The 23081-nt window shown below is 69.9% G+C and carries 18 protein-coding genes; 12 read left to right on the top strand and 6 right to left on the bottom strand.

What is annotated here, in order from left to right; translation table 11 throughout:
• The first annotated feature begins 1 nt into the window (after nucleotide 1).
• From nuoL to RM1_RS01785, 5 genes are all read left to right on the top strand, one after another.
• Complete coding sequence (gene nuoL / locus RM1_RS01805) at nucleotides 2-1894, top strand: NADH-quinone oxidoreductase subunit L (RefSeq protein WP_072749743.1); 1893 nt, start codon at nucleotides 2-4, stop codon at nucleotides 1892-1894.
• Nucleotides 1891-3558 (top strand): NADH-quinone oxidoreductase subunit M, encoded by a 1668-nt coding sequence (locus RM1_RS01800; RefSeq protein ID WP_072749742.1) that lies wholly within the window; start codon nucleotides 1891-1893, stop codon nucleotides 3556-3558. The genes nuoL and RM1_RS01800 overlap by 4 nt, the downstream gene beginning before the upstream one ends.
• Nucleotides 3555-5219, top strand: coding sequence for an NADH-quinone oxidoreductase subunit NuoN (nuoN, locus tag RM1_RS01795; protein WP_072749741.1), 1665 nt, complete (start codon nucleotides 3555-3557; stop codon nucleotides 5217-5219). The genes RM1_RS01800 and nuoN overlap by 4 nt, the downstream gene beginning before the upstream one ends.
• Nucleotides 5220-5355: 136 nt before the next feature.
• Nucleotides 5356-5778, top strand: a complete 423-nt coding sequence (locus tag RM1_RS01790; RefSeq protein WP_072749740.1) for a YciI family protein — start codon at nucleotides 5356-5358, stop codon at nucleotides 5776-5778.
• Nucleotides 5779-5782: 4 nt separating this feature from the next.
• Complete coding sequence (locus RM1_RS01785) at nucleotides 5783-7090, top strand: RNA polymerase sigma factor (RefSeq protein ID WP_072749739.1); 1308 nt, start codon at nucleotides 5783-5785, stop codon at nucleotides 7088-7090.
• Here RM1_RS01785 and RM1_RS01780 read toward each other — a convergent pair.
• A complete protein-coding gene (locus tag RM1_RS01780; protein WP_397513361.1) occupies nucleotides 7087-7521 on the bottom strand; it encodes a PaaI family thioesterase in 435 nt (144 codons plus the stop codon). The two genes, RM1_RS01785 and RM1_RS01780, sit on opposite strands and share 4 nt — an antisense overlap.
• Before the next feature lie 198 nt (nucleotides 7522-7719).
• Nucleotides 7720-8448, bottom strand: coding sequence for a hypothetical protein (locus RM1_RS01775; protein ID WP_072749738.1), 729 nt, complete (start codon nucleotides 8446-8448; stop codon nucleotides 7720-7722).
• Between the two features lie 324 nt (nucleotides 8449-8772).
• On the opposite strand from RM1_RS01775, the gene RM1_RS01770 reads away from it, so the two are divergent.
• From RM1_RS01770 to RM1_RS01760, 3 genes are read left to right on the top strand one after another with little or no spacing between them, the layout of a single operon-like run.
• Nucleotides 8773-10167: an iron chelate uptake ABC transporter family permease subunit gene (locus tag RM1_RS01770; protein WP_092667780.1), complete on the top strand. Its 1395-nt coding sequence runs from the start codon at nucleotides 8773-8775 to the stop codon at nucleotides 10165-10167.
• Nucleotides 10164-11255, top strand: a complete 1092-nt coding sequence (locus RM1_RS01765; RefSeq protein WP_072749736.1) for a FecCD family ABC transporter permease — start codon at nucleotides 10164-10166, stop codon at nucleotides 11253-11255. The genes RM1_RS01770 and RM1_RS01765 overlap by 4 nt, the downstream gene beginning before the upstream one ends.
• Entirely contained in the window at nucleotides 11255-12127 is an 873-nt protein-coding gene (locus tag RM1_RS01760) for an ABC transporter ATP-binding protein (protein WP_072749735.1), read from the top strand. The genes RM1_RS01765 and RM1_RS01760 overlap by 1 nt, the downstream gene beginning before the upstream one ends.
• Before the next feature lie 153 nt (nucleotides 12128-12280).
• Here RM1_RS01760 and RM1_RS01755 read toward each other — a convergent pair whose 3' ends face one another.
• A complete protein-coding gene (locus RM1_RS01755; RefSeq protein WP_083576482.1) occupies nucleotides 12281-14875 on the bottom strand; it encodes a bifunctional lysylphosphatidylglycerol flippase/synthetase MprF in 2595 nt (864 codons plus the stop codon).
• Entirely contained in the window at nucleotides 14842-16152 is a 1311-nt protein-coding gene (locus RM1_RS01750; RefSeq protein WP_072749734.1) for an alpha/beta hydrolase, read from the bottom strand. Before RM1_RS01750 ends, RM1_RS01755 begins: the two co-directional genes overlap by 34 nt.
• A 153-nt stretch (nucleotides 16153-16305) precedes the next feature.
• On the opposite strand from RM1_RS01750, the gene RM1_RS01745 reads away from it, so the two are divergent.
• Both RM1_RS01745 and RM1_RS01740 read left to right on the top strand, forming a co-directional pair.
• Nucleotides 16306-16728 carry a BlaI/MecI/CopY family transcriptional regulator gene (locus tag RM1_RS01745; protein WP_072749733.1) on the top strand — a complete coding sequence of 141 codons (423 nt, stop codon included), beginning with the start codon at nucleotides 16306-16308 and terminating at the stop codon, nucleotides 16726-16728.
• A 27-nt stretch (nucleotides 16729-16755) separates the two neighbouring features.
• The gene (locus RM1_RS01740) at nucleotides 16756-17700 is read left to right on the top strand and encodes a M56 family metallopeptidase (protein WP_072749732.1); all 945 of its coding nucleotides are present in this window, start codon (nucleotides 16756-16758) and stop codon (nucleotides 17698-17700) included.
• Between the two features lie 27 nt (nucleotides 17701-17727).
• On the opposite strand, the gene RM1_RS01735 is transcribed toward RM1_RS01740, so the two are convergent.
• A complete protein-coding gene (locus RM1_RS01735) occupies nucleotides 17728-18267 on the bottom strand; it encodes an OsmC family protein (RefSeq protein ID WP_072749731.1) in 540 nt (179 codons plus the stop codon).
• 477 nt (nucleotides 18268-18744) lie between these two features.
• On the opposite strand from RM1_RS01735, the gene RM1_RS01730 reads away from it, so the two are divergent.
• Both RM1_RS01730 and gnd read left to right on the top strand, forming a co-directional pair.
• Nucleotides 18745-20724: a DEAD/DEAH box helicase gene (locus RM1_RS01730; RefSeq protein WP_072749730.1), complete on the top strand. Its 1980-nt coding sequence runs from the start codon at nucleotides 18745-18747 to the stop codon at nucleotides 20722-20724.
• Between the two features lie 168 nt (nucleotides 20725-20892).
• A complete protein-coding gene (gnd, locus tag RM1_RS01725) occupies nucleotides 20893-22350 on the top strand; it encodes an NADP-dependent phosphogluconate dehydrogenase (protein WP_072749893.1) in 1458 nt (485 codons plus the stop codon).
• Between the two features lie 93 nt (nucleotides 22351-22443).
• On the opposite strand, the gene RM1_RS01720 is transcribed toward gnd, so the two are convergent.
• Complete coding sequence (locus RM1_RS01720; protein ID WP_072749729.1) at nucleotides 22444-23016, bottom strand: TetR/AcrR family transcriptional regulator; 573 nt, start codon at nucleotides 23014-23016, stop codon at nucleotides 22444-22446.
• Nucleotides 23017-23081: the final 65 nt, after the last annotated feature.

Genomic DNA, 23081 nt, shown 5'->3' with positions numbered 1-23081 from the left:
CATGACCGGGAGGATCTGGCTGCTGCCCGCCCTGCCGCTGCTCGGCGCCGCGGTGCTGCTGCTCGGCGGCAGGCGAACCGACCGGTGGGGTCATCTGTTCGCCTGCGCGATGGCATTGGCGTCGTTCGCGGTGGGTGTCGTGTTCTTCGCCCAGATGCTGGGCCGCGACGCCGCCGATCGTGCCGTGACCGAGGATCTCTTCAGCTGGCTCCCCGCCGCCGGCCTGCAGGTGGACTTCGGTCTCCTGCTGGACCAGCTGTCGATCTGCTTCGTCCTGCTGATCACCGGGGTCGGCTCGCTGATCCACATCTATTCGATCGGCTACATGAAAGACGATGTGGGCAAGCGCCGCTTCTTCGCCTACCTCAACCTGTTCCTCGCCGCGATGCTGCTCCTGGTGCTCGCCGACAACTACCTCGGGCTGTACATCGGGTGGGAGGGCGTCGGCCTCGCCTCCTACCTGCTGATCGGCTTCTGGCAGTTCAAGCCCGCCGCGGCGACCGCGGCGAAGAAGGCCTTCGTGGTCAACCGCGTCGGCGACATGGGCCTGGTCGTCGCGATCATGCTGATGTTCGCGACTTTCGGTTCGATCGGTTTCGGTGACGTCTTCGCCGCCGCGGACGGGGCGAGCGAGTCGGTGGTGACGGCGATCGGGTTGGCCCTGCTGCTCGCGGCCTGCGGCAAGTCGGCCCAGGTACCGCTGCAGTCCTGGCTCGGCGACGCGATGGAGGGCCCGACCCCGGTGTCGGCGTTGATCCACGCCGCCACCATGGTCACCGCGGGCGTCTATCTCATCGTCCGGTCCAACGTGATCTTCGACCTGGCGCCCGGCGCGCGGCTCGCCGTGGTGGCGGTCGGCGCGATCACCCTGCTGTTCGGCGCGATCATCGGCTGCGCCAAGGACGACATCAAGAAGGCACTGGCGGCGTCGACGATGAGCCAGATCGGCTACATGGTGCTCGCCGCGGGCCTCGGCCCCGCGGGGTACGCGTTCGCGATCATGCACCTGCTCACCCACGGCTTCTTCAAGGCGGGACTCTTCCTCGGCGCCGGATCGGTGATGCACGGCATGAACGACGAGACCGACATGCGCCGCTACGGCGGGTTGCGCGCGTTCATGCCGATCACCTTCGTCACGTTCGGGCTCGGCTACCTGGCCATCCTCGGTATCCCCCCGTTCTCGGGCTACTTCTCGAAGGACAAGATCATCGAGGCGGCGTTCGGCGCGGGGGGCGCCGAGGGCATCGTCCTCGGCGCGGCGGCCTTGCTCGGGGCCGGCATCACCGCCTTCTACATGACCCGGGTGATGCTGATGACGTTCTTCGGCACGCCCCGATGGCGGGAGGAAACAGTAGCGGCCCACCCACACGAGTCGCCAGGCGTGATGACCTGGCCGATGATCCTCATCGCGATCGGTTCGGTCGCCTCCGGTGCGATCCTGGCTTTCGGTGGCGCGCTGCAACATTGGCTCGAGCCGGTGGTCGGCGCCCACCATCCCGACCTCGGCGTCCCCGTATGGGTGATCACCGCGACGACCCTGGCGGTGGTGCTCGCCGGAGTCGCGGTCGCCTACCGGCAGTACGCGGGCAAGGAGATCCCCGAGGTCGCGCCCGCCGCGGTCTCCCCACTCACCGTCGCGGCGCGCAGGGATCTGTACGGCGACGCAGTCAACGAGGCGGTGTTCATGCGTCCTGGCCAACATCTGACGCGGTGGCTCGGGTACTTCGACGGCCGGGGCATCGACGGCGTGGTCGGCGGGTTGACCGCGGCGATCGGCGGCGCCTCGGCGCGAATCCGGCGGCTGCAGACGGGGTTCGTCCGGACCTACGCGCTGTACATGTTCGCGGGAGCGGCCGCGGTGGCCGCGACGATGGTGCTGGTGGGTGTGCGATGAGCCTTCCCTGGTTGACCGCGATCTGGGTGGCGCCGCTCGTCGGCGCCGGCGCCGTCCTGGCCCTGCCCGCGGACAAGCACCGGCTCGCCCGGTCCTTCGCGCTCGGCACCGCGCTCGTGGTGCTCGCGCTTGCCGTCTCGATGGCTGTCGGTTTCGATCCGGCAGGCGAGCAGTACCAGTACGTCGAGTCGCACGCGTGGATCCCGGCTTTCGGCACCCGCTACACGCTCGGAGTGGACGGCATCGCTCTGGTGATGGTGTTGCTGACGGCCGTGCTGGTCCCACTCCTCCTGCTGGCCGGGTGGAACGACGTCCCCGAGCCGGACCCGATCGGTCGGCGCAGGATCCACTTCTACGTGGCGCTGATCCTGGTGGTCGAATCGATGGTGCTGGTGTCGTTCACCGCCCTCGACATCCTGCTGTTCTACGTGTTCTTCGAGGCGATGCTGCTCCCGATGTACTTCCTGATCGGCGGGTTCGGGAACGGGCACAGGACGGCGCCTTCTCGTCGCTCCGCGCCAGGAGCGGAGCCTGCGGAGCGACCAGACAGCGCTGCCGCTCCTGCCGCGGCGGTGAAGTTCCTGCTGTACAACCTCTTCGGCGGCCTGATCATGCTGGCCGCGGTGATCGGACTGTATGTGGTGACGGTGCGCGAGGGCAGCCCGTTGCCCGGCGGGACCTTCGACTTCCGCGAGATCGTCGCGGCCACCTCGACGGGCGGGCTCGGGGTCGATCCCGGCGTCCTCAACGCGCTGTTCCTCGGCTTCATGTTCGCCTTCGCGGTGAAGGCGCCGCTGTGGCCCTTCCACACCTGGCTGCCGGGCGCGGCCACCGCAGCCACCCCGGCCACCGCGGTGCTCATGATGGCCGTGGTCGACAAGGTCGGCACCTTCGCGATGCTCCGGTACTGCCTGCAGCTCTTTCCCGAGTCGTCCGCGTACTTCGCGCCGCTGATCGTCACGCTGGCGGTGGTCGGCATCGTCTACGGCGCACTGCTGGCGATCGGCCAGACCGACGTGATGCGGCTGATCGCCTACACGTCGATCTCGCACTTCGGCTTCATCATTCTCGGCATCTTCGCGATGACCAGCCAGGGCCAGGCAGGCTCGACGCTCTACATGGTCAACCACGGCATCTCGACCGCCGCCCTGTTCCTGGTGGCCGGATTCCTGGTGTCCCGCCGCGGCACCAGGGCCATCGCCGCGTACGGCGGTGTGCAGAAGGTCGCCCCTCTGATGGCGGGCACCTTCCTGGTCGCGGGCCTCGCGACCCTGTCCCTGCCCGGGCTGGCCCCGTTCGTGAGCGAGTTCCTAGTCCTGGTGGGCACTTTCACCCGCTACCCGGTCGCCGCGCTGATCGCGACCAGCGCGCTGGTTCTCGCCGCGATCTACGTGCTGTGGCTCTACCAACGCGTGATGGCCGGTCCCGTGAACGAGGACAACAGGCGCATCCGCGACCTGGTGCCCCGCGAACTCGCGGTCGTCGCTCCGCTGATCGCGCTGCTCCTCGTCCTCGGCTTCTACCCGAAACCGGTCCTCGACATCGTCAACCCAGCGGTGAGCCAGATCATGACCACGATCGGTCAGCAGGATCCCGCGCCGACCGGCCCGCAGCTCACCGGTTACGTCGCCGATCAGGACAACCACGGAGGTGCGCCCCGATGAGGTCCCACGAAGCCCTCGCCCAGGTTGCACTGCCCGCGCCGGACATCGAGTACAGCAGGCTCGCACCGATGCTGATCGTGTTCGGGGTGGCGGTCGTGGCGGTGATCGTCGAGGCCTTCGCGCCCACCCGTGGCCGACTGGCCTGTCACCTGGTGCTCAGTCTCGGTGGCCTCGGCGCGGCGTTCGTCGCGGTCGTGCTGCTGAGGGGAGATCGCGGCACCGCCGTCATGGGCGCGGTCGTCGTCGACGGCGCCACCCTGTTCCTACAGGGCACGATCCTGCTGGTCTCGATCCTCTCGGTGTTGTTGATCGCCGAGCGCAGCGGCCTGCGGGCCGGGGTCGCGGCCGGACACTCGCCGGGGGCGTCGGTCCCGAGTCCCGCGTCCGGTGCAGGCGGCATCGACGCCTTCGCCCCGCAGGCGGCCGCGGTACCCGGCAGCGTCGACGAACTGGAGGCGACCAGGGCGGGAGTGACGCAGACCGAGGTGTTCCCGCTGACGCTCTTCGCGGTCGGCGGGATGCTGCTGTTCCCCGCGGCGGGTGACCTGCTCACCATGTTCGTCGCGCTCGAGGTGCTGTCGCTGCCCCTCTACCTGCTCTGCGGACTGGCCCGGCACCGGCGCCTGCTCTCCCAGGAGGCCGCGCTGAAGTACTTCCTGCTCGGCGCGTTCTCGTCGGCGTTCTTCCTCTACGGCGTGGCGCTGTTGTACGGCTACGCGGGCACGGTGCGGCTCGCGGGCATCGCCGACGCGATCGCCGACGGCGGCGAGCAACGGCCGGTGCTGGCGCTTCTCGGCGCCGGACTGCTGACGGTGGGCCTGCTGTTCAAGGTCGGTGCGGTGCCGTTCCATTCGTGGGTGCCCGATGTGTACCAGGGCGCCCCGACCCCGATCACCGCGTTCATGGCGGCGGCAACCAAGGTCGCCGCGTTCGGCGCGATGCTGCGCATCTTCTACGTCGCCCTGCCGGAGCTGCGGGCGGACTGGCGTCCTGTGCTGTGGGGCGTCGCCATCGCGACGATGCTGATCGGTGCCGTACTGGCGATCACCCAGACCGACGTCAAACGCATGCTCGCGTATTCGGCGATCGCCCACACCGGGTTCATCCTCACCGGCCTGATCGCCGGGAACGACGCAGGGCTCTCGGCCACGATGTTCTATCTGCTCGCCTACGGGTTCAGCACCCTCGGCGCCTTCGCCTGTGTGACGTTGGTGCGGAACGGATCTCGCGAGTCCACCGAGATGTCGAGCTGGGCCGGCCTCGGCCGCCGCTCGCCACTGCTCGCCGCGGTCTTCGCCCTGTTCCTGCTCTCCTTCGCCGGAATCCCGTTGACCAGTGGGTTCGTCGGAAAGTTCGCGGTGTTCCGGGCCGCCGCCGAGGGCGGCGCGGCACCCCTGGTCATCGTCGGCGTGATCAGCAGCGCGATCGCCGCGTTCTTCTACGTGCGGGTCATCGTGCTGATGTACTTCGCGGAGCCACAGGAGCGGAGCCTGCGGAGCGACAAGACGGCACAGCCCGCCTCCGAGGCGACGACGGTCGTCGTGCCCAGCACCGCGACCGCGGCCGCGATCTGTCTGTGCGCCGTCGTCACCGTGATGCTCGGGATACTGCCCCAGCCCGTGCTCGACCTCGCGGACCGGGCGGCGGAGTTCCTCCGCTGACCGTCGGCACAGTCTCGCCGTGCTCCCCGTCCACAAGCCTGGAAGAAATCTCCCCAGACGTGTCGATCCGTTCGCCTTTCGTTCGACGTCCCGGATGAGAGGGTCGAATTGCGACCCGGGACGAAGGAGCCAACCGATGAAGTACATGTTGATCATGCGCGCGACCGACAAGGCGATCGAGGCGGCCAAGGACATCCCGTTCGAACGGATCATCGAGGACATGGGCCGGTTCAATGACGCGATGATGAAGGCCGGGGTGCTCCTGGCCGGTGAGGGACTCTCCGACGCGGACGAAGGATTCGTCGTCGACTTCTCCGGGGACACACCGCTGGTGACCGACGGCCCCTATGGGGAGACCAAGGAGCTGTTCAACGGTTTCTGGATCCTCGAGGTCGCGTCCAGGGAGGAGGCAGCCGAATGGGCGAAGCGGGTGCCTCTTGGCCCTGGCTCGAAGATCGAAGTGCGCCGGGTGACCGGCCCGGAGGACTTCCCGCAGGACAACGAGTGGATCCAGAAGGAAGAGGGATGGCGCGAGGAGCTCGAGAGCCGCGAGGCCTGACCCCATGACCGACGCCCCTACGGAGCGCCGCCAGGACGCTGTCGAGTCCGCGCGGCGCTCCGTCGCGGCCGTGTGGCGGATCGAGTCTGCCCGCATCGTCGCGACGCTGACCCGGACCGTCGGCGATTTCGGGCTCGCCGAGGACCTCGCGCAGGAGGCGCTCGCCGACGCACTGGCCCAATGGCCGGCGACCGGGATACCCGCGAATCCCGGGGCGTGGCTGACGACAGTCGCCAAACGTAGGGCCATCGACGGCTGGCGACGGAGGGAGCGGTATGACGACCGGCTCGCCGCCATCGCCCGTGACCTTGAGGCTGAGGAGACCCGAGCGGCGGACGTGGCAGCGGAATTGCCCTGGGACCCGGACAGAATCGACGACGACGTCCTCCGGCTCGTGTTCGTCTCGTGTCATCCGGTGCTCGCCCGAGAGGCACGGGTGGCACTGACGTTGCGGGTGGTCGGTGGCCTGTCGAGCGAGGAGATCGCGCGCGCATTCCTCGTGCCGACATCGACGGTGCAGCAGCGGATCGTCCGCGCCAAGAAGACGCTCGCCGCGGCCAAAGTGCCGTTCGCGGTGCCGGAGCGGTCCGAGTTCGGCGCGCGACTCGGCGACGTCCTAGGGGTGCTGTACCTGGCCTTCAACGAAGGCCATGCGGCGAGTGCAGGTGACGAGTGGATGCGACCCGAACTCTGCCGAGAGGCGCTGCGTTTGGGCCGGGTGCTCGCCGAACTGGTCCCACACGAGTCCGAGGTGCACGGTCTCGTCGCGCTGATGGAGCTCACCGCCGCTCGATTCCCCGCTCGCCTGGACACGAATGGCGATCCAATCCTGTTGGCCGACCAGGACCGACGCCGGTGGGACCGCAACGCCGTGGTGCGGGGGCGCGCCGCACTCGAACGTGCCGACTCGATCGGGCGAGGCCGCGGCGCCTACTCGCTGCAGGCGGCGATCGCGGAATGCCATGCGGTCGCGGCCTCGGTCGACGACACCGACTGGGACCGAATCGTGCTGTTGTACGAGGCACTGGGGCGGCTCGCCCCTTCGCCCGTGGTCGAACTCAACCGCGCCGCGGCGGTTGCGATGGCCGCGGGGCCTGCCGCGGCCCTCGCGATCGTCGACGGCCTCGTCGCCGATGGTCGGCTCGACGGTTACCGACTGCTCCCCGCCACCCGCGCGGAACTGCTGGCCCGTCTGGGCAGGAATGCGGAGGCGAGCACCGAGTTCGCGGCGGCAGCCCGGCTGACGGGCAACGATCGAGCACGGAAGATACTGCTGGAGCGGGCCGCGACGCTTACCGCCGACCCCGGCTAACCACCGAGCCGGTCCGTGTCCGTGACGTTCGCGAGTCGCACCTGTCCCTTGGCCACCAGGCGGTCGCGCTCGTCCACCACCGCGACCTGCCACAGCTGCTGCGTGCGGCCGCGGTGCACCGGCGTCGCCTCGGCGAAGAGGACGCCATCGCGGGTGGCCCGCAGGAAGTCGGTGTTGTTGTTGACGCCGACCACGTGCCCCCGGTCGCCCAGCCAGATGCTGCCCGCGATGCTGGCGAGCGTCTCGACGACGGCGCAGTGCACGCCGCCGTTCATGATGCCCGCCGGCTGGTACAGCTCGGGACGGACCGTCCACTTGGCACGCACCCGGTCGCCGCTGAGTTCGGTGTACTCGAGCCCCAGCACCTCGCCGAATCCCTTGTTGAGGAACGGGGTCGCGGCCGCGGGATCCATCCCGGACAGATCGCTCATCGAGGACACGTTGCTCATCTTCACACTCCATGGTTGCCGCCGGTCGAGTGAATGTACCTTTCGCCCGAAATGCCGACGGGCCCCGCACCCGAAGGTGTGGGGCCCGTCGCGGGGAAGGACCGGGAGTCTCTGCAGCCCTCAGGACTCCGGCGCGGTCCGATCATTCACGTTCCGGAAATGACTATAGGCAAGCCTGGCCTAACTTGCAAGCGAGGCGATTGCGCCGCGCCTGGGCGCCGCCCGGTCGGCACGCGCCCGGACCGGCACCCCGGCACCCTCGAAGGCGTCGAGCAGGCCCTGACCCCGGCGCATCGCCACGGACTCCCCGACCCCGCCGAGGATCGGGACCAGCGTGGCGGCGCCGAGGATCGCCTCGCCGACCATGGCCCACAGGCGCGATCGATCGAGCGGCACGATCCGGTCGAGCGCATCGAAGATCGCGACCAGCGCGGCGCGGCACCGGTACGCGGTCCACACCAGCAGGGCGCCCTCACACGGCAGCGTGACCGCCGCGCGCGTCCCGGCCCACCGATCGCCCGGCAGCACCCGCAGGACCGGATCACACACCCCGGCCCAGTCGATGCAGCCGTCGCTGTCCATGTGCAACCACAGGTTCTCGAGACCCGGATCCCAGGACCGCCCCTCCAGCACCACCAGCGACGCCACTCGGCCGATCACCGCGTGGATGAGCGCGGTCGCCACCGAGGCGGCGGCCGCCTCTGGCTCGCCGAGGTCGGCCAGCGCCCGCTCGACCATCCGCTCGAGGCGGTCGCCGTGAATCCCCTCGGCTGCGGACCACCAACGACGCTTGCCCTGATCGGCCATCAGCGCGACGGCGTACACCCTCGGGTAGTCCGGGTAGATGCCCCGCAGCCGGGCGCAGGAGTCGTCGAGCGCGGCAGCCGGGTCGTTCCCCAGCGGTTTCATCGAAACGGCGGTCGATGACACTGCGATCGGGGGCGCTGCGATGGAAGACACTGCTCACTCCTGGGTCGGCGACATTCGGACTTCTCGTGGGGCGACCAGGCATCAGATCGGCCGCGAATGTAGGTTAGCCTAACCATTACTAGCGGGCGACAGGGAGCCGGACCCCTCGCCGGAGATAGGGTTCCGTAACCTAATCTCTCAAGCTTGCGCCTCGCCGATCAGGAGCCACCGACCGTGACGTCCACCCCCACACCAGGTTCGGTCGCCGCGCGCCCCGGGCCGACCGAGACCCGGGGGACCCACCCGACCGAGGTCTACGGTTCGCTGGAGGTCCCGAGCGGACCCGCACCGCTGCAACGCCGACTGCTCGCCGCCCTCGCCGACCTGGGCGTGGTCGCCCTCCCCCTGGTCATCGGCTGGTTCATCGTCGACTCCCTGCGCGACGACAACGGCGGCGGCCAGATGGATCGCGCGGTCTTCGGCGGGGTCGCCCTGATCACCGCCGCCGCCCTGCTCGTCTGGAACCGCGGCACCAGGGAGGGCAGCACGGGCCAGAGCGTCGGCAAGGGCTGGCTGGGCCTGGTCACCCGGGACGCCGACTCCGGCGAACCGCTCGGCACCCGCAGGGCGCTGCTCCCCCGCACCGGCGCCGAGGTCGTCCGGCTCAAGACCGCGGTCGCGGAGGGCTTCACCCCGATCCGCCGCGACACCTCGATGGCCGCGATCCGCAGGCGCCGACTGCTCGGACTCGCGCTCCTCGTGCTGCTGCTCGCCGCGGCCGCCCTGGCCAGCATCGCGGTCGGTGCCAGGCCCATGAACTTCGCCGAGATCTTCCACGCACTGTTCACCCCGACCGGCATCGACACCGACCTGGTGGTGCGCACCCTGCGGGTGCCGCGCACCGCTCTCGGGATCGCCGTCGGCATCGCGCTCGGCATCGCGGGCGCGCTCATCCAGGGCCACACCCGCAACCCGCTCGCCGATGCTGGTCTGCTCGGTCTCAACGGCGGCGCCGCCTTCTTCGTGGTGCTCTCGATCTACCTGTTCGGGCTGGCCGGACCGAACGAGTACCTGTGGTTCGCGTTCGCCGGATCCCTCGCCGCGAGCATCGTCGTGTTCGGCATCTCGTCGATCGGCAACGGCAGGTCGAGCCCGTTGAGCCTCGCGCTCGCCGGCGCCGCGGTGGCCATGTTCCTCAGCGCCATGACGAACACCGTCATCCTGCTCGACCAGACCAGCCTCGACGGCTACCGGTTCTGGGTCGTCGGCTCCATCGCCGGGCGCGGACCCGAGGTGCTGTGGCAGGTGCTGCCGTTCCTGGTGATCGGTGCGCTGATCGCGATGGCGAGCACCCCGAGCCTGAACGTGCTCAGCCTCGGCGACGACGTCGCCCGCGGCCTCGGCACCAACATCGTGCTGAGCCGGACGATCGGCATCGTCGCGATCACCCTCCTCACCGGCGCCGCCACCGCCGCCTGTGGCCCGATCGCCTTCGTCGGGCTGGTGGTACCCCATGTCGCCCGGTCGATCACCGGTCCCGACTACCGCTGGCTGGTGCCCTATGCAGGCATCATCGGCGCAATCATGGTCCTACTCGCGGACGTGATCGGCCGCGTCGTGGTCCGCCCCGGCGAACTCCAGGTGGGAATCGTGTTGGCGCTCTTCGGCGCACCGTTCTTCGTCGCGCTCGTCCGGCGCAGAAAGCTGGTGTCGCTGTGAGCCTGATCGACGACGAGGTCGAACTGCCCGCCACGGTGCCGTCGCGCCCGGCGTGCCGGGTCGGGCCGGTCTCCCTGGTCCGCCGCACCACCATGATCGCGATCACCGCGGGCCTGCTGCTCGCCGCGTTCCTGCTGCTGTGCATCAACATCGGCCGCGGCGACTTCGCGATCTCGGTGCCGACCGTCGCCGAGATCCTCTTCGGCGGCGGCACCAAGGTCGAGCGTTTCATCGTGATGGACCTGCGCCTGCCGCGCGCCCTCACCGCGCTGCTCACCGGGCTTGCCCTCGGCATCTCCGGCGCGATCGCCCAGTCCATCCTGCGCAATCCGCTGGCCAGCCCGGACCTGTTGGGTATCACCGCCGGGGCCAGTGCGGCGGCCGTGGCGCTCATCGTGCTCGCGGGCGGCGGCAGCTTCGTCGGACTGCTCGCGGTGCTGGGCATCCCGATCGCGGCGCTGATCGGCGGCATCGCGACCGCCGTCATCATCTACGCGCTCGCGTGGCGCGGCGGGGTGCAGGGCTACCGGGTGGTGTTGATCGGCATCGGGTTCAACGCCATGCTGATCGCCGCGATCCAGTGGATGCTGATCTCCGCCGACATCAACGACGTCGCCCGCGCACAGGTGTGGCTCAACGGGTCACTCAACGGCAGCGACTGGGCGCAGGTCTGGCCGGTCGCGATCGGCGTCGCGGTGGTAGGCACGATCGCGCTGATCTCCTCGTTCACCCTCGGCGCGCTGCGTCTCGGCGACGACAACGCACGCTCCCTCGGTGTCCGCCTCCAAACCGGTCAGGCCACCCTCCTGCTGGCCGCCGTTGCGCTCGCCTCCATCGCGACGGCCGCCGTCGGCCCGATCGGGTTCGTCGCGCTGTGCGCGCCACAGCTCGCGCTCCGGATGCTGCGGACGGCGGGACCGCCGATCCTGGCCTCCGGCCTGGTCGGTGCCGTCCTGGTGGTCGGCAGCGACGTCATCGCGCGCACCATCCTTCCCGTCGAACTCCCCGTCGGCATCGTGACCTCGGCCCTCGGCGGACCGTTCCTGCTGTACTTGCTCGTCCGCAACAATCGAAAGGTGTCGGTCTGATGAGCGAGCTCACCACCGAGCACACCGCGCCGCGGCTCGCGGCCGAGGCCCTCACCGTCGGCTACGGCGACCGCATCATCGTCGACGGGCTCGATCTGGAGATCCCCACCGGCGTTGTGACGACGGTGATCGGGCCGAACGGCTGCGGCAAGTCCACCCTGCTGCGCTCCCTCGGTCGGCTGCTCAAGCCGAAGTCCGGCCAGGTGCTGCTCGACGGCAAGGCCATCTCCACCCTCAAGACCAAGGACGTCGCGCGCACCCTCGGCATGCTGCCGCAGGCACCGGTCGCCCCGGAGGGACTGACTGTGGCCGATCTGGTGGCCCGCGGTCGGCATCCGCACCAGTCCTGGATCAGGCAGTGGTCGGCCGACGACGAGGGCGAGGTGGCCAGGGCGCTGGCCCTGACCGGGGTGTCCGAGCTCGCAGACCGCCCGGTCGACCAGCTCTCCGGCGGCCAGCGTCAGCGCGCCTGGATCTCGATGGCCCTGGCCCAGGGCACCGACATCCTGCTGCTCGACGAGCCGACCACGTACCTGGACCTGGCGCATTCGGTCGAGGTGCTCGACCTGGTTGACCGGATGCACGAGGAGCTCGGGCGGACCGTGGTGATGGTGCTGCACGACCTGAACCTCGCCATCCGCTACAGCGACCGCCTGATCGTCATGTCCGAGGGCGCGGTCGTCGCGTCCGGCACCCCGAGCGAGGTCATCTCGGAGGAGCTGCTGCTGAAGGTGTTCGGGCTCGAGGCCCGCGTCATCGAGGACCCCGTCTCGGACCGACCGCTGATCGTGCCCATCGGGACCAGGCACGTGTACGGGTCGATCGGTGGACCGACTCCCGCGTCCGATGCGGTGGGCGTCGGCTCGGCCTGAGTCAGGTTCGGTCACTTTCGAGCGACCTGCAAGCAGTCGCTAGCGGCAGGCACTTTCGAGCGACCTGCAAGCAGTCGCTAGCGGCAGGCACTTTCGAGCGACCTGCAAGCAGTCGCTAGCGGCAGGCACTTTCGAGCGACCTGCAAGCAGTCGCTAGCGGTCCCCACCGATCATGGTGCGCACCAGGCGAACTCCCTGGCCGATCGAGACCTCCGGCAGGTAGGCCCTGCCGATGGCGTTGCCGATGCTCGGCAGCGCCGCCGGATCGGCGAATGTCATGTGCATCGGGACGTACTCGGGCTGGAACTTCGACTTGAAGGCCAGCAGGGACCGGAACCCGTAGACCGGTTCCAGCGTCTTGCCGAGCACGTCGAGGAGACGGTCGAGCACCGTCGACAGGGTGGACCGCTCGAGGTCCTCCTCGGTGTCGGCAGCGGCCTCCGGCGAGGAGACCTTCGCCAGCGGCGCGCCGGACAGGCTGACGAACTCGGCGCCCTCCTCCTTGAGGAGCATCGCCGCGGACGCGATCAGGAACTCCATCGCGGGCCGGAAGCCCTCGGAGCGTCGACGCATGAAGTCGAGGGTCCAGCCGACCACCCGGCCGTCCCGGTAGACGGGCATCCACGAGGTGACCCCGTGCACGGTGCGCTCGGCATCCACGGCGACCAGGCACCGTACCTGCGGATCGTCGATCTCCTCGAGGCCGCCGAGCGTGAAACCCATCTCCGGCATGCCCTTGTCCGCCACCCACTCCTCCGAGATGGCGGTGATCTGATCGGTGATCGCCAGCGGGGCGTCGGGGAACGAGATCCACTCGGCGCCGATCCCGTCCTTCTTGGCCCGGTTCACCGCGGTGCGCACGTCCTGGAACTTCTTGCCGGTGAACGCGAGGTCGTCGAGCCGGAGCACCGTCTCCTCCGCGACCTGGATGCCCGACCACCCCATCGAGTCGGTCACCTCCCGCAGCCCGCCGGTCACCGAGTAGAAGCACGGCACCCACCCGCTGCCGGACGCGTATTCCGCGAAGTCGGTCACGGTGTCCCGCAACCGGTCCGGCGGACCGACCGGATCCCCCGTGGTCAGCGCGACGCCCCCGATCACCCGGTAGGCGACGTAGCTCGTCCCGTCCGGGCTGAACCAGTACTTGTTGCCGCGCCATGTCGTCATCCAGGACAGCGGGCTGCCGCCGGTGGCGCACAACAGCTTCCTGGCCCGTTCCGTGTCCTCGGTCTCGGCCCCGTAGGCCGGCTTGAGGAAGGTCGCGAGCACGGCCACGCAGGCGACCACCCAGAACACCACCCCGGTCCACTCGAACAGCAGGGTCGTGGCGGCGCTGTCGGGCAGCAGGCGCGGGTCGAGCCACTGCAGGTAGACCGGGGGGATCAGCCGTTGCGGGTAGTCGGCTAGCAACCCCGCGACACCCGGATCCCGGTCGAATCCGTTGCGCGCCAGCAGCCCGCCGAGGACATACACGAGGCCGAGCCCCGCGGCGACGGCCAGCAGGAGCAACCACATCCGGCGATAGGTCCCCCTCGGCGCGGCCACATCGAAGAACCGCCGGGTCAACAGCAACACCACGAGGATCACGAGCGGCGTCAGGAATGGCGTGATGGTCCGGTACAGGTTCGGCGAGTCGAGACCGTAGAAGAGCGATTCCTCACCGACCGACTCGACGAACCGGACGACGTAGTTCGCCACGGACAGCGCGAGGAGGATCGCGTGCACGACCACCGCCGCGATCCACGCGAACCGTCTGCCCCGGCGCAGGCCGTCCGCGAGCACCAACAGGAAGATCGAGGGCATCAGGCTCAGCAGCGTCGGCCCGACCCCGCCCAGTCGCAGCCCCAGCAGCCCGCGCCTGCACTCCTCGCCGTTCGACGAGGCAGCACAGATCGCCCGCACCTCGTCGGGCGTCCACGGCACCCCGCGGAACAGCTCGCGCAGCACGGCCAGCGGTCCGACCACGTTGGGCGAGAGGGCCGCCAGTGCCGGACCGAGCGCGCCCGCCGCGACCACGATCGCGACGAGCACCCCGCCCTCACGACGGGTCCCCGCGAGCCGCGCCCCGCGTGCCGACCGGCCGACGATCCAGGGGCCGAGGACGAGCCCGACCACAGCCGCGGCGAGCCGGATGATGTCCTCGAGGTGCCCGCCGAACAGCGCAAGGGTGATCAGCAGCGCGAACACCCCAACCCGGGTTCGCCGTCGCCACAGCGTGTCCATCCGCGAGCTCGCCACCATCGCCACGCCGACGATCCACGTCGTCGGGCCGACCGCGGTCCCGATGTGCAACCGGAAGCCCCAGCCCTCGTCGACCAGTTTCACCAGCGCGGCCACCCCGATCCCCAGGAGCGTGCCGAGCACCTGGGTGCTCGCCGCGGCCAGCGCGAAGCGGCCCGAGCCGATCCGGTGCTCGATCGGTGCGGCCACCAGCAGGACAAGCGCCGTCGCGACCAGATACCCCGCCAGGCCCGGCGCCCAGAGCCCGGCGGTGAACGCCGTCCAGACCCGGCCGTCCTCGAAGGCCCCGATCCCGGCCGCGAAATGGCGGTTCACGTACCGCGACGGGCCGGACAGCAGGCTGCCGGTTGCCGCGCCCATGACCCAGATCAGGACCAGCAGTCCGATGCTCACGGGCGCGCCGGTCACCCCGAACCCGGCCAGCTCGAGGAGCCTGCGGGTCTGCCTGGTGGCCGCAGTCGCCGTCACCTGAGTCACGAGATCAGCCCCATCCTCTTCGCCAACCATCCGAGCTCGTGTTCGAGCCCGGCCGACCACACCGCAAAGCTGTGTCCCCCCGGCAGTTCCAGGTACTGCACGTCCATCCCCGCGGCCTCGGCCGCCTGATACACCCGCTTGGCCCCTGGCCGATACTCGTGGTCGTCGCTGCCGATGACGAACACACCGGCCGTGCCCGGGTACCTGCGCGCGGCCATCAGGTCCATCGGGTTCACCGCCGCGAACTTCGCCGCATCGCCACCGAATGCCTCGTCGACCGTGCGGGTGCGATCCCCGAGCGTCGGCTCCTCCTGCCCGGACAGGTCGAGGAACGTGGGATACACGTCCGGATGGGTGGTGGCCATCTGCAGCGAGCAGGTACCGCCATAGGACAGCCCGCCGATTGCCCAGCTCCGCGGGTCCGGGTTCACCTCGAGATGGGACTTCACCCAGTCCGGCACGTCCACCGCGAGGTAGGTCGCCACGTTGCCGAGCTTCGAGTCGAGGCACAGGGGGTTGGCGAGCTGCGACCCGGTGCCGTCGGCTACGACGACCACCGGGGCCAGGCCGCCGTGCTGTGCGGCGAAGGCGTCCATCGTCTGGGCGAGCCGGCCCCCGTTGAACCAGTCGACAGGGGAACCCGGCTGCCCGGCGAGCAGGACGAGCACCGGCAGCGCGGGCCGCGGGTCGGCGAAGTAGGCGGGCGGGAGATAGATCTGTGCGTCGCGCGCCCCGAAGCCGGACGCGGTGCCCGGGATAGGCACCGTGGTCACCTTGCCCTCGGTTGGCAGGTCGGCGGGTGGCCGCCACACCGACTCGAGGGGGGTGCCCGAGATCGGGTCGGGCGTCGGCGGCGGCAGCTCACCGAAGGCGATCTCGTTGGGGTTCGCGATACCGAGGACGTCGCGCACCGTCGGGTAGGCGGCGAAGACCAGATTGATCTGCGCGCCTGCCGCCGCGACCACGGCCACGGCGGCGAGCACGGAGACCACCGCCCGCCACACGCGCCGGTCGAGCAGCAGCCTCGCCACCAGCAGCGCCACCGCGAGGATGCCGAGGCCGATCCAGACGTAGATCTCGGTCTCGATCGGATCCGGGAACGGCCGCCACCACTTCTCGACGACCACCCAGAGGGCCGCGGTGCACCCGAGCGCGACCGCCGCGGCGATCGGGATGGCCCGGCGCCGGAATCGACGCGGGTCCGTTGTCGGTGCCAGCAGCAGCCAGAGTCCGCCGACAGCTCCGAGGGCCGCGACGAACCACGGGAGCGGGCCAGAGGTCAGTGACCAGCGAAGCAGCCAATCCACGGGTACGCCTCTCGACGGGTGACAGCAGACTATTCCCTCCGGCGGCCCCTGGCCGGTTCCGCAACGAGCAGTTCCACACATAGCACGGATCCCGGAATTTCGTACTACGAGTAGTAGTACGCATGTGCGTCGGACAGTCCGTACACTGTTCTCATGGCAGGACTTGGGGAACTCGAGCGCGCAGTCATGGACCACCTCTGGTCCAGTTCCGAACCGCAGACCGTGCGTCAGGTGCACGAGGCTCTCGCCACGCGCCGGGAGCTGGCGTACACGACCGTGATGACGGTCCTCCAGCGTCTCGCCAAGAAGAACCTGGTGATCCAGCAGCGCGACGATCGCGCGCACCGCTACGTACCCGTGCACGGCCGCGACGAGCTCGTCGCGAGCCTGATGGTCGACGCGCTGCAGCAGGCCGACGAGTCCGACGGTCGGGTCGCCGCACTGGTGCACTTCGTCGGGCAGGTGGGCGCCGACGAGGCGGCCGCACTGCGTGAGGCGCTCGCCGCGCTCGAGGCCTCGGAGGCGGCCAAACCCACCCTCCGGAGCGTCGATCCGGGGACCGATCGCGCCAGCTGAACCCACAATGTGGATGATGGGTGGGCAATGAACCCCACCACCGCACTGGCCTTCGCGCTGCTCGCATTGCTGCTTGCAGGGCCGGTGCCAGCCCTCCTCTCCCGGGCGACCTGGCCATATCGGGCACCCCGGGCGGCATTGGTGTTGTGGCAGGCCATCGCGCTCGCTGCCGTGTTGTCGGCATTCAGTTCCGGACTCGCGATCGCGTCCGAGCTACTCGTACCCGGCCCAGACGGCAGGCCGACGACCGCGCCGACAGCCGAGATCGACGCGCTCGGGCTCCCGCTCTGGATCGCGTATGTGGTCGTGCTCACGCTCACCCTCCTGATCGGCGCGAAGCTGGTGTTCTCCATCGCCTCGGTCGGCGTCCGCACGCGCAGGCGCCGCGCCCGGCACCGGATGCTCGTCGATCTCCTCGATCAGCGCGACCCGCAGCGCGGGCGCAACTCGAACCTCCGGGTACTCAGCGCCGCCGAACCGATCGCGTACTGCCTGCCCGGCCTGCGGCAACGTGTGGTGCTCAGCGAGGGCACCCTGGCGAGCCTGCAGCGGGAGGAGGTCACGGCGATCCTCATGCACGAGCGCTCCCACCTGCGTGCCAGGCACGACCTGGTGCTGGAGGCCTTCACCGCGGTGAACGAGGCCTTCCCCCGGGTGGTCCGCAGCAAATCCGCCCTCGGCTGTGTGCAACTGCTCGTCGAGATGCTCGCCGACGACTCGGCCGTCAAGGTCACCGGCCCCACTCCCCTTGCCCGCGCGCTCGTCGCCTGCTCGGGGTCGAGCGCCCCCGTCGGCGCCATGGCGGCCGGCGGTCCACACACCCTGACCCGGATCAAGCGGCTCGGCGGCGAGGGCAACGACCTGCAGCTCGCGGCCGCCGCGTACCTCACGTCGGTGGCCATCCTCGTGGTCCCGACGATCGCCGTCGCGGTGCCCTGGCTGGTCGAGCTCAGCCGCCTGTTCCGGGGCTGAGCCCGACCCGTCGCCGCGTCAGGCGACCTAAAGCACGGTCCGCACCGGGGTCGGATTTCGCGTCAGGTCCAGCACGGGGCAGTGCTCGTCGACGACCGCCTGCAGTTCCGCGTACCGCTCGGCGCTCTCCGGTCCTGCGAGCGTGACGGTGACCCGCACCTCGCCGAAGCCGGGGCGAACCGACTCGTCGAGCCCGAAGAAGCCCTGCACGTCGAGGTCTCCCTCCGCCGTGGCGGAGATGTCCTCGATCTCCAGGCCCAACTTGTCGGCCCAGAATCGATAGGTCACCACCTGGCAGGACAGCAGCGCCGCCAGGTAGTACTCGACCGGGTTGGGCGCGGTGGATCCGCCGCCGAGCGCCGGCGGCTCGTCCACCTCGACGGAGTGCTTGCCGGCGCGGACGGTGCTGGCGACGGCGTCGTGCGCCGTCGCGGTCGCCGCGAACCGGACCTGTGCGTTGGCGCGATCCTTGTTGACGGCGTCGGTGGTCGCGCGGATGACGCCGCCCAGATGAGAGGTCCCGGCATCGGGGTCAAGGGTCGTTGGTGCAGCATTGATCGTGGACATAGAACAGTCTCCTTGCGCAGGATGTGGGTGAACGTCGCAGGATTCGACTCCGCGAGCGACGGTCGCGGTTCAGGTCGGATCAGCGGCCGCAACAAGCGGCGGCACACACCAGCGCAAGATCGATGTGCCGACGACGGACCAGGGCCATAGCCGCATCGGTCACGTGGGTGTCGGTCACGAGGCGATCCTAACCGGCGAATCCTGGTGGTGCACAGGGACTCCGCGTGCCCCCGACACCCTTCCCGGGGGCAGTTGCCCACGTCACAACCCCGCTGACGTGTGGTTTTCCAACGCCTCGCGTACACTGAACGACGGCCGCAATCGCGGTCCACCAATTGATTGTTCAGGCACCCAGCCCCGCCCCCGGCCGTATGTCACCGGGAACGGCCAGGCGACACTGTGCCCGGCTCGTCTCTTTGCGTGCTGCATGACAGCTCGCGCTCCGCGACGCGCCCGACGTCCGGAGAGGTAATCCGCGTGACCGACGCTGTCCACATGTCTTCTGCTGCCCCCGTTTCCCCCGAGGAAACGGCGACGCTCGAGTCCCCCTCGCCCGCCGAGGAGACCCCCACCATCACCTTCGCCGAGATCGGCCTGCCCGCCCCCGTGGTCGCCGCCCTCGGCAGGAACGGCATCACCGTGCCGTCACCGATCCAGGCGATGTCCGTGCCCGACGCGCTCGCGGGCAGGAACGTCCTCGGTCGGGCCCAGACCGGGTCCGGCAAGACCCTCGCCTTCGGCCTGCCGATGCTGGCCCGGCTCGCGCAGCACGAGGACCGTCCCGCCGCCAAGCGGCCGCGCGCCCTGGTCCTGGTGCCCACCCGCGAACTCGCGATCCAGGTCGTCGACTCGCTCTACCCGTACGCATCCTCGGTCGGCGTGAACGTGCGCGCGGCCGTCGGCGGCATGCCGTTCACCAAGCAGGTCGAGCAGCTCCGGCGTGGCGTCGATATCCTCGTCGCGACCCCCGGTCGCCTCGGTGACCACCTCCGCCAGGGCACGTGCGTGCTCGACGAGGTCGAGATCACCGCGCTCGACGAGGCGGACCAAATGGCCGACATGGGCTTCCTGCCCGAGGTCCGCTCCATCCTCGGCGAGACCAGGCCCGACGGTCAGCGACTGCTGTTCTCCGCGACCCTCGACCGCGAGGTGCAGTCGCTGGTCCGGCAGTTCCTGGCCGACCACGTGACGCACTCGACGGAGGACGGCAAGGCCAGCGTCGACACCATGGAGCACTACGTGCTCCTCGTCGATCGCGGCCAGAAGGACGTCGTGCTCGCCGAAATCGGCGCTCGCGAGGGCCGCACCATCATGTTCGCCAGGACCAAGCTCGGCTGCGAGGGCATCACCGATCGTCTTCGCGCGGTTGGCATCCCGGCCGAATCGCTGCACGGCGGCAAGGCGCAGAACCAGCGCACCCGCGTTCTCGAGCGCTTCAAGAGCGGCCGTACCCCGGTGCTGGTCGCCACCGACGTCGCGGCCCGCGGCATCCACGTCGACGGCATCGACCTCGTCGTGCACGTCGATCCGCCCGCCGATCACAAGGACTACCTGCACCGCGCAGGCCGGACCGCCCGCGCCGGCGAGAAGGGCACGGTCGTCGCGATCGTGCTGCCGAACCAGCGTCGTCTGGTCCGCAAGCTCACGGGGATGGCGGGAGTGGACGCCACCGCGGTGAACGTCGCGCCCGGATCCGAGGAGCTGGCCACCATCACCGGTGCAAAGGCGCCGAGCGGCGAGCCGGTGCGCGAACAGCACTTCAAGAGCGACCGCTTCGGCGACCGGCCCCGCCGCGAGGGTGGCTACCAGGGTGGCCGTCCCCGACGTGAGGGTGGCGGATACCAGGGCAGCCGGCCGCGCAGCGAGGGTGGCTACCAGGGCAACCGCTCCGAGGGCGGCTACCAGGGCGACCGCAAGTACAACGACCGCCCCCAGCGCAGCGATGGTGGCTACCAGGGCAACCGGCCCCAGCGCGACGGCGGCGGCTACCAGGGCAGCAGGCCGCGCAGCGAAGGCGGATACCAGGGCAACCGCTCCGAGGGCGGCTACCAGGGCAACCGGCCCCAGCGCAGCGAAGGCGGCTACCAGGGCAACCGGCCCCAGCGCGACGGCGGCGGCTACCAGGGCAGCAGGCCGCGCAGCGAAGGCGGATACCAGGGCAACCGCTCCGAGGGCGGCTACCAGGGCGACCGCAAGTACAACGACCGCCCCCAGCGCAGCGATGGTGGCTACCAGCGATCGCACGGCAGCCGTCCCTACGGCGACCGCCCGCAGGGTGACCGCCCGCAGCGGGACCGCCCGTACGGCGACCGCCAGAACCGCGACTCCGGCAACGGCGAGCGCAGCTACGGGGATCGCGCCCAGCGCAGCGGCGATTCCTCGCGTTCCGGCGGCTTCCGTAGCCGTACCGAGCGCCGCTCGTACGACGGATTCGACGGCCCGCGCGGCGATCGCTGATCGCTGAGCGCCGACGCGTTCGTCACAGACACCCAGACGCCACCGACCGCACCCGCGGTCGGTGGCGTCTCGGCTGTGCGGGCACACGACTGGTGGCTCCCGCCGCCGACGACAGATATTGGGACCCCGCACTTTTGTTCACGGGCCCAGCAAGGGAAGGTGTACGGCATGACCGAGAACAGCAGCACGACCGCCCGCGCGCAGATCGGCGTCACCGGACTTGCCGTGATGGGCTCCAACATCGCCAGGAACTTCGCCCGACACGGCCACACCGTCGCCCTGCACAACCGCAGCGTCGCGAAGACCGATGCCCTCATCGCCGAGCACGGCGGTGACGGAGACTTCGTCCGCACCGAGACCGTCGAAGAGTTCGTCGCGGCCCTGCAGAAGCCCCGCCGCGTCCTGATCATGGTGAAGGCCGGAGACGCCACCGATTCGGTGATCGAGGAGCTCGCCTCCGCGATGGAGCCGGGCGACATCATCATCGACGGCGGAAACGCGTTGTACACGGACACCATCCGGCGCGAGGCCTCCCTCCGCAACCGCGGTCTGCACTTCGTCGGCGCAGGCATCTCCGGTGGCGAGGAGGGCGCACTGAACGGCCCGTCCATCATGCCGGGCGGACCCAAGGAGTCCTACGAGTCGCTCGGACCGCTGCTCGAGTCCGTGGCCGCTCAGGTCGACGGGACCCCCTGCTGCACGCACATCGGCCCGGACGGCGCAGGCCATTTCGTGAAGATGGTGCACAACGGCATCGAGTACGCCGACATGCAGCTGATCGGCGAGGCCTATCACCTCTTCCGCGACGCGCTCGGCCTGGACGCCGGTCAGATCGCGGACGTGTTCGCCGAGTGGAACACCGGCACGCTCGAGTCCTACCTGATCGAGATCACCGCGGAGGTGCTGCGGCAGAAGGACGCCAAGACCGGTCAGGCCCTCGTGGACGTGATCGTCGATGCCGCCGAGCAGAAGGGCACCGGCCGCTGGACGGTCAAATCCGCGCTCGACCTCGGAGTCCCGGTCACCGGTATCGCCGAAGCCGTCTTCGCTCGCGCGCTGTCCGGTTCGCGGGCCCAGCGTGCGGCCGCCCAGGCGCAGGGCCTCGCGGCAGGAACCCTCGGCGACAAGCCGACCGACGCCGCACAGTTCACCGAGGACATCCGCGCGGCCCTGTACGCGTCGAAGATCGTCGCGTACGCGCAGGGCTTCGACCAGATCGCCGCGGGCAGCGCCGAGTACAACTGGGATCTCAAGCCCGCCGACCTGGCCACCATCTGGCGCGGCGGCTGCATCATCCGCGCGCAGTTCCTCAATCGGATCAAGGACGCGTACGAGGAGAACCCGGAGCTTCCGAGCCTGATCCTCGCCCCGTACTTCCGGGAATCGATCGAGGCAGGCATCGACAGCTGGCGCCGCGTCGTGGCCACCGCCACCATGCTCGGCATCCCGGTCCCCGGCTTCGCCTCCTCCCTGTCCTACTACGACGGACTGCGCGCCGAGCGCCTGCCCGCCGCGCTCACGCAGGGCCAGCGCGACTTCTTCGGCGCCCACACCTACGAGCGCACCGACCGCCCCGGCAAGTTCCACACGCTCTGGAGCGGCGACCGCACCGAGGTCGAGGCGTAACACCGCCGAGGTTCCCCGAGCCCGGCCTTCTCCACGCGCACCCGCTGGGTGTCCGCCGAGGGAAGGCCGGGCTCGTCTCGTCAGGCCCGGCGGCTAGACCGGGCCGAGCTCGACGGCGACCGCGCCAGCGAGGAGTTCTCGTGCCCGCTCGAGGGTCATCGAGCCGCTCAGCCAGCGTTCGCTCAGGCCCTCGACGAGTGCGGTGAAGCGCTCGCCCGCGTCGGCCGGGTCGACCGTCGGATTCGCCTGACCGGCGGCCTGCGCGTGCCGGATGAGGGTTGCGGCGTCGTTCGCCCACGCCTCCGTCGTGGTCCGTAGCGGCTCACGGAGGTCGTCGGAGAAGACCGCGCTCGCCCTTAGCTCACCCCACGCGATGCTGTTCTCCCGCACCTCGGGGGTGCCCTGGATCTCGAGCAGGAGCATCTGCTCGAGTTGCGTTCGGGGGTCGGAGGATTCGAATGCCTCGTCGGAGTAGCGCTGGGCCCGGTCGTTGATGTGGTCGAGGGCGCTGCGCAGCACCCCGGCCCGGTCCTGGAAGTGGTAATAGATCAGGGCGGTCGAGACACCCGCCTCGGCGGCGAGTTTCTCCACCCGCAGGCCGCGCACGCCGTCCTGGGCGATCACGCGGACCGCGGCTTCCATGATCTGTGTTCGACGCTCTGCCACGACACCTCACTCTACGGACGCGCTCGGGCCGCCCGACTCGGCGCGACTGCCTGCGATCGGTGAAC

Source organism: Rhodococcus maanshanensis NBRC 100610 (genome assembly GCF_001894865.1).
Lineage (GTDB): Bacteria > Actinomycetota > Actinomycetes > Mycobacteriales > Mycobacteriaceae > Rhodococcus_G > Rhodococcus_G maanshanensis.
The sequence above is the reverse complement of the archived record's forward strand: the minus strand, read 5'-3'. Positions and strand labels throughout refer to the sequence as shown.

What these genes read in the sequence shown, in the direction of transcription:
- nuoL (WP_072749743.1), top strand. Translation starts at nt 2, where the DNA reads ATGACCGGGAGGATCTGGCTGCTGCCCGCCCTGCCGCTGCTCGGCGCC.
- RM1_RS01800 (WP_072749742.1), top strand. Translation starts at nt 1,891, where the DNA reads ATGAGCCTTCCCTGGTTGACCGCGATCTGGGTGGCGCCGCTCGTCGGC.
- nuoN (WP_072749741.1), top strand. Translation starts at nt 3,555, where the DNA reads ATGAGGTCCCACGAAGCCCTCGCCCAGGTTGCACTGCCCGCGCCGGAC.
- RM1_RS01790 (WP_072749740.1), top strand. Translation starts at nt 5,356, where the DNA reads ATGAAGTACATGTTGATCATGCGCGCGACCGACAAGGCGATCGAGGCG.
- RM1_RS01785 (WP_072749739.1), top strand. Translation starts at nt 5,783, where the DNA reads ATGACCGACGCCCCTACGGAGCGCCGCCAGGACGCTGTCGAGTCCGCG.
- RM1_RS01780 (WP_397513361.1), bottom strand. Translation starts at nt 7,521, where the DNA reads ATGAGCGATCTGTCCGGGATGGATCCCGCGGCCGCGACCCCGTTCCTC.
- RM1_RS01775 (WP_072749738.1), bottom strand. Translation starts at nt 8,448, where the DNA reads ATGAAACCGCTGGGGAACGACCCGGCTGCCGCGCTCGACGACTCCTGC.
- RM1_RS01760 (WP_072749735.1), top strand. Translation starts at nt 11,255, where the DNA reads ATGAGCGAGCTCACCACCGAGCACACCGCGCCGCGGCTCGCGGCCGAG.
- RM1_RS01755 (WP_083576482.1), bottom strand. Translation starts at nt 14,875, where the DNA reads ATGGTTGGCGAAGAGGATGGGGCTGATCTCGTGACTCAGGTGACGGCG.
- RM1_RS01745 (WP_072749733.1), top strand. Translation starts at nt 16,306, where the DNA reads ATGGCAGGACTTGGGGAACTCGAGCGCGCAGTCATGGACCACCTCTGG.
- RM1_RS01740 (WP_072749732.1), top strand. Translation starts at nt 16,756, where the DNA reads ATGAACCCCACCACCGCACTGGCCTTCGCGCTGCTCGCATTGCTGCTT.
- RM1_RS01735 (WP_072749731.1), bottom strand. Translation starts at nt 18,267, where the DNA reads ATGTCCACGATCAATGCTGCACCAACGACCCTTGACCCCGATGCCGGG.
- gnd (WP_072749893.1), top strand. Translation starts at nt 20,893, where the DNA reads ATGACCGAGAACAGCAGCACGACCGCCCGCGCGCAGATCGGCGTCACC.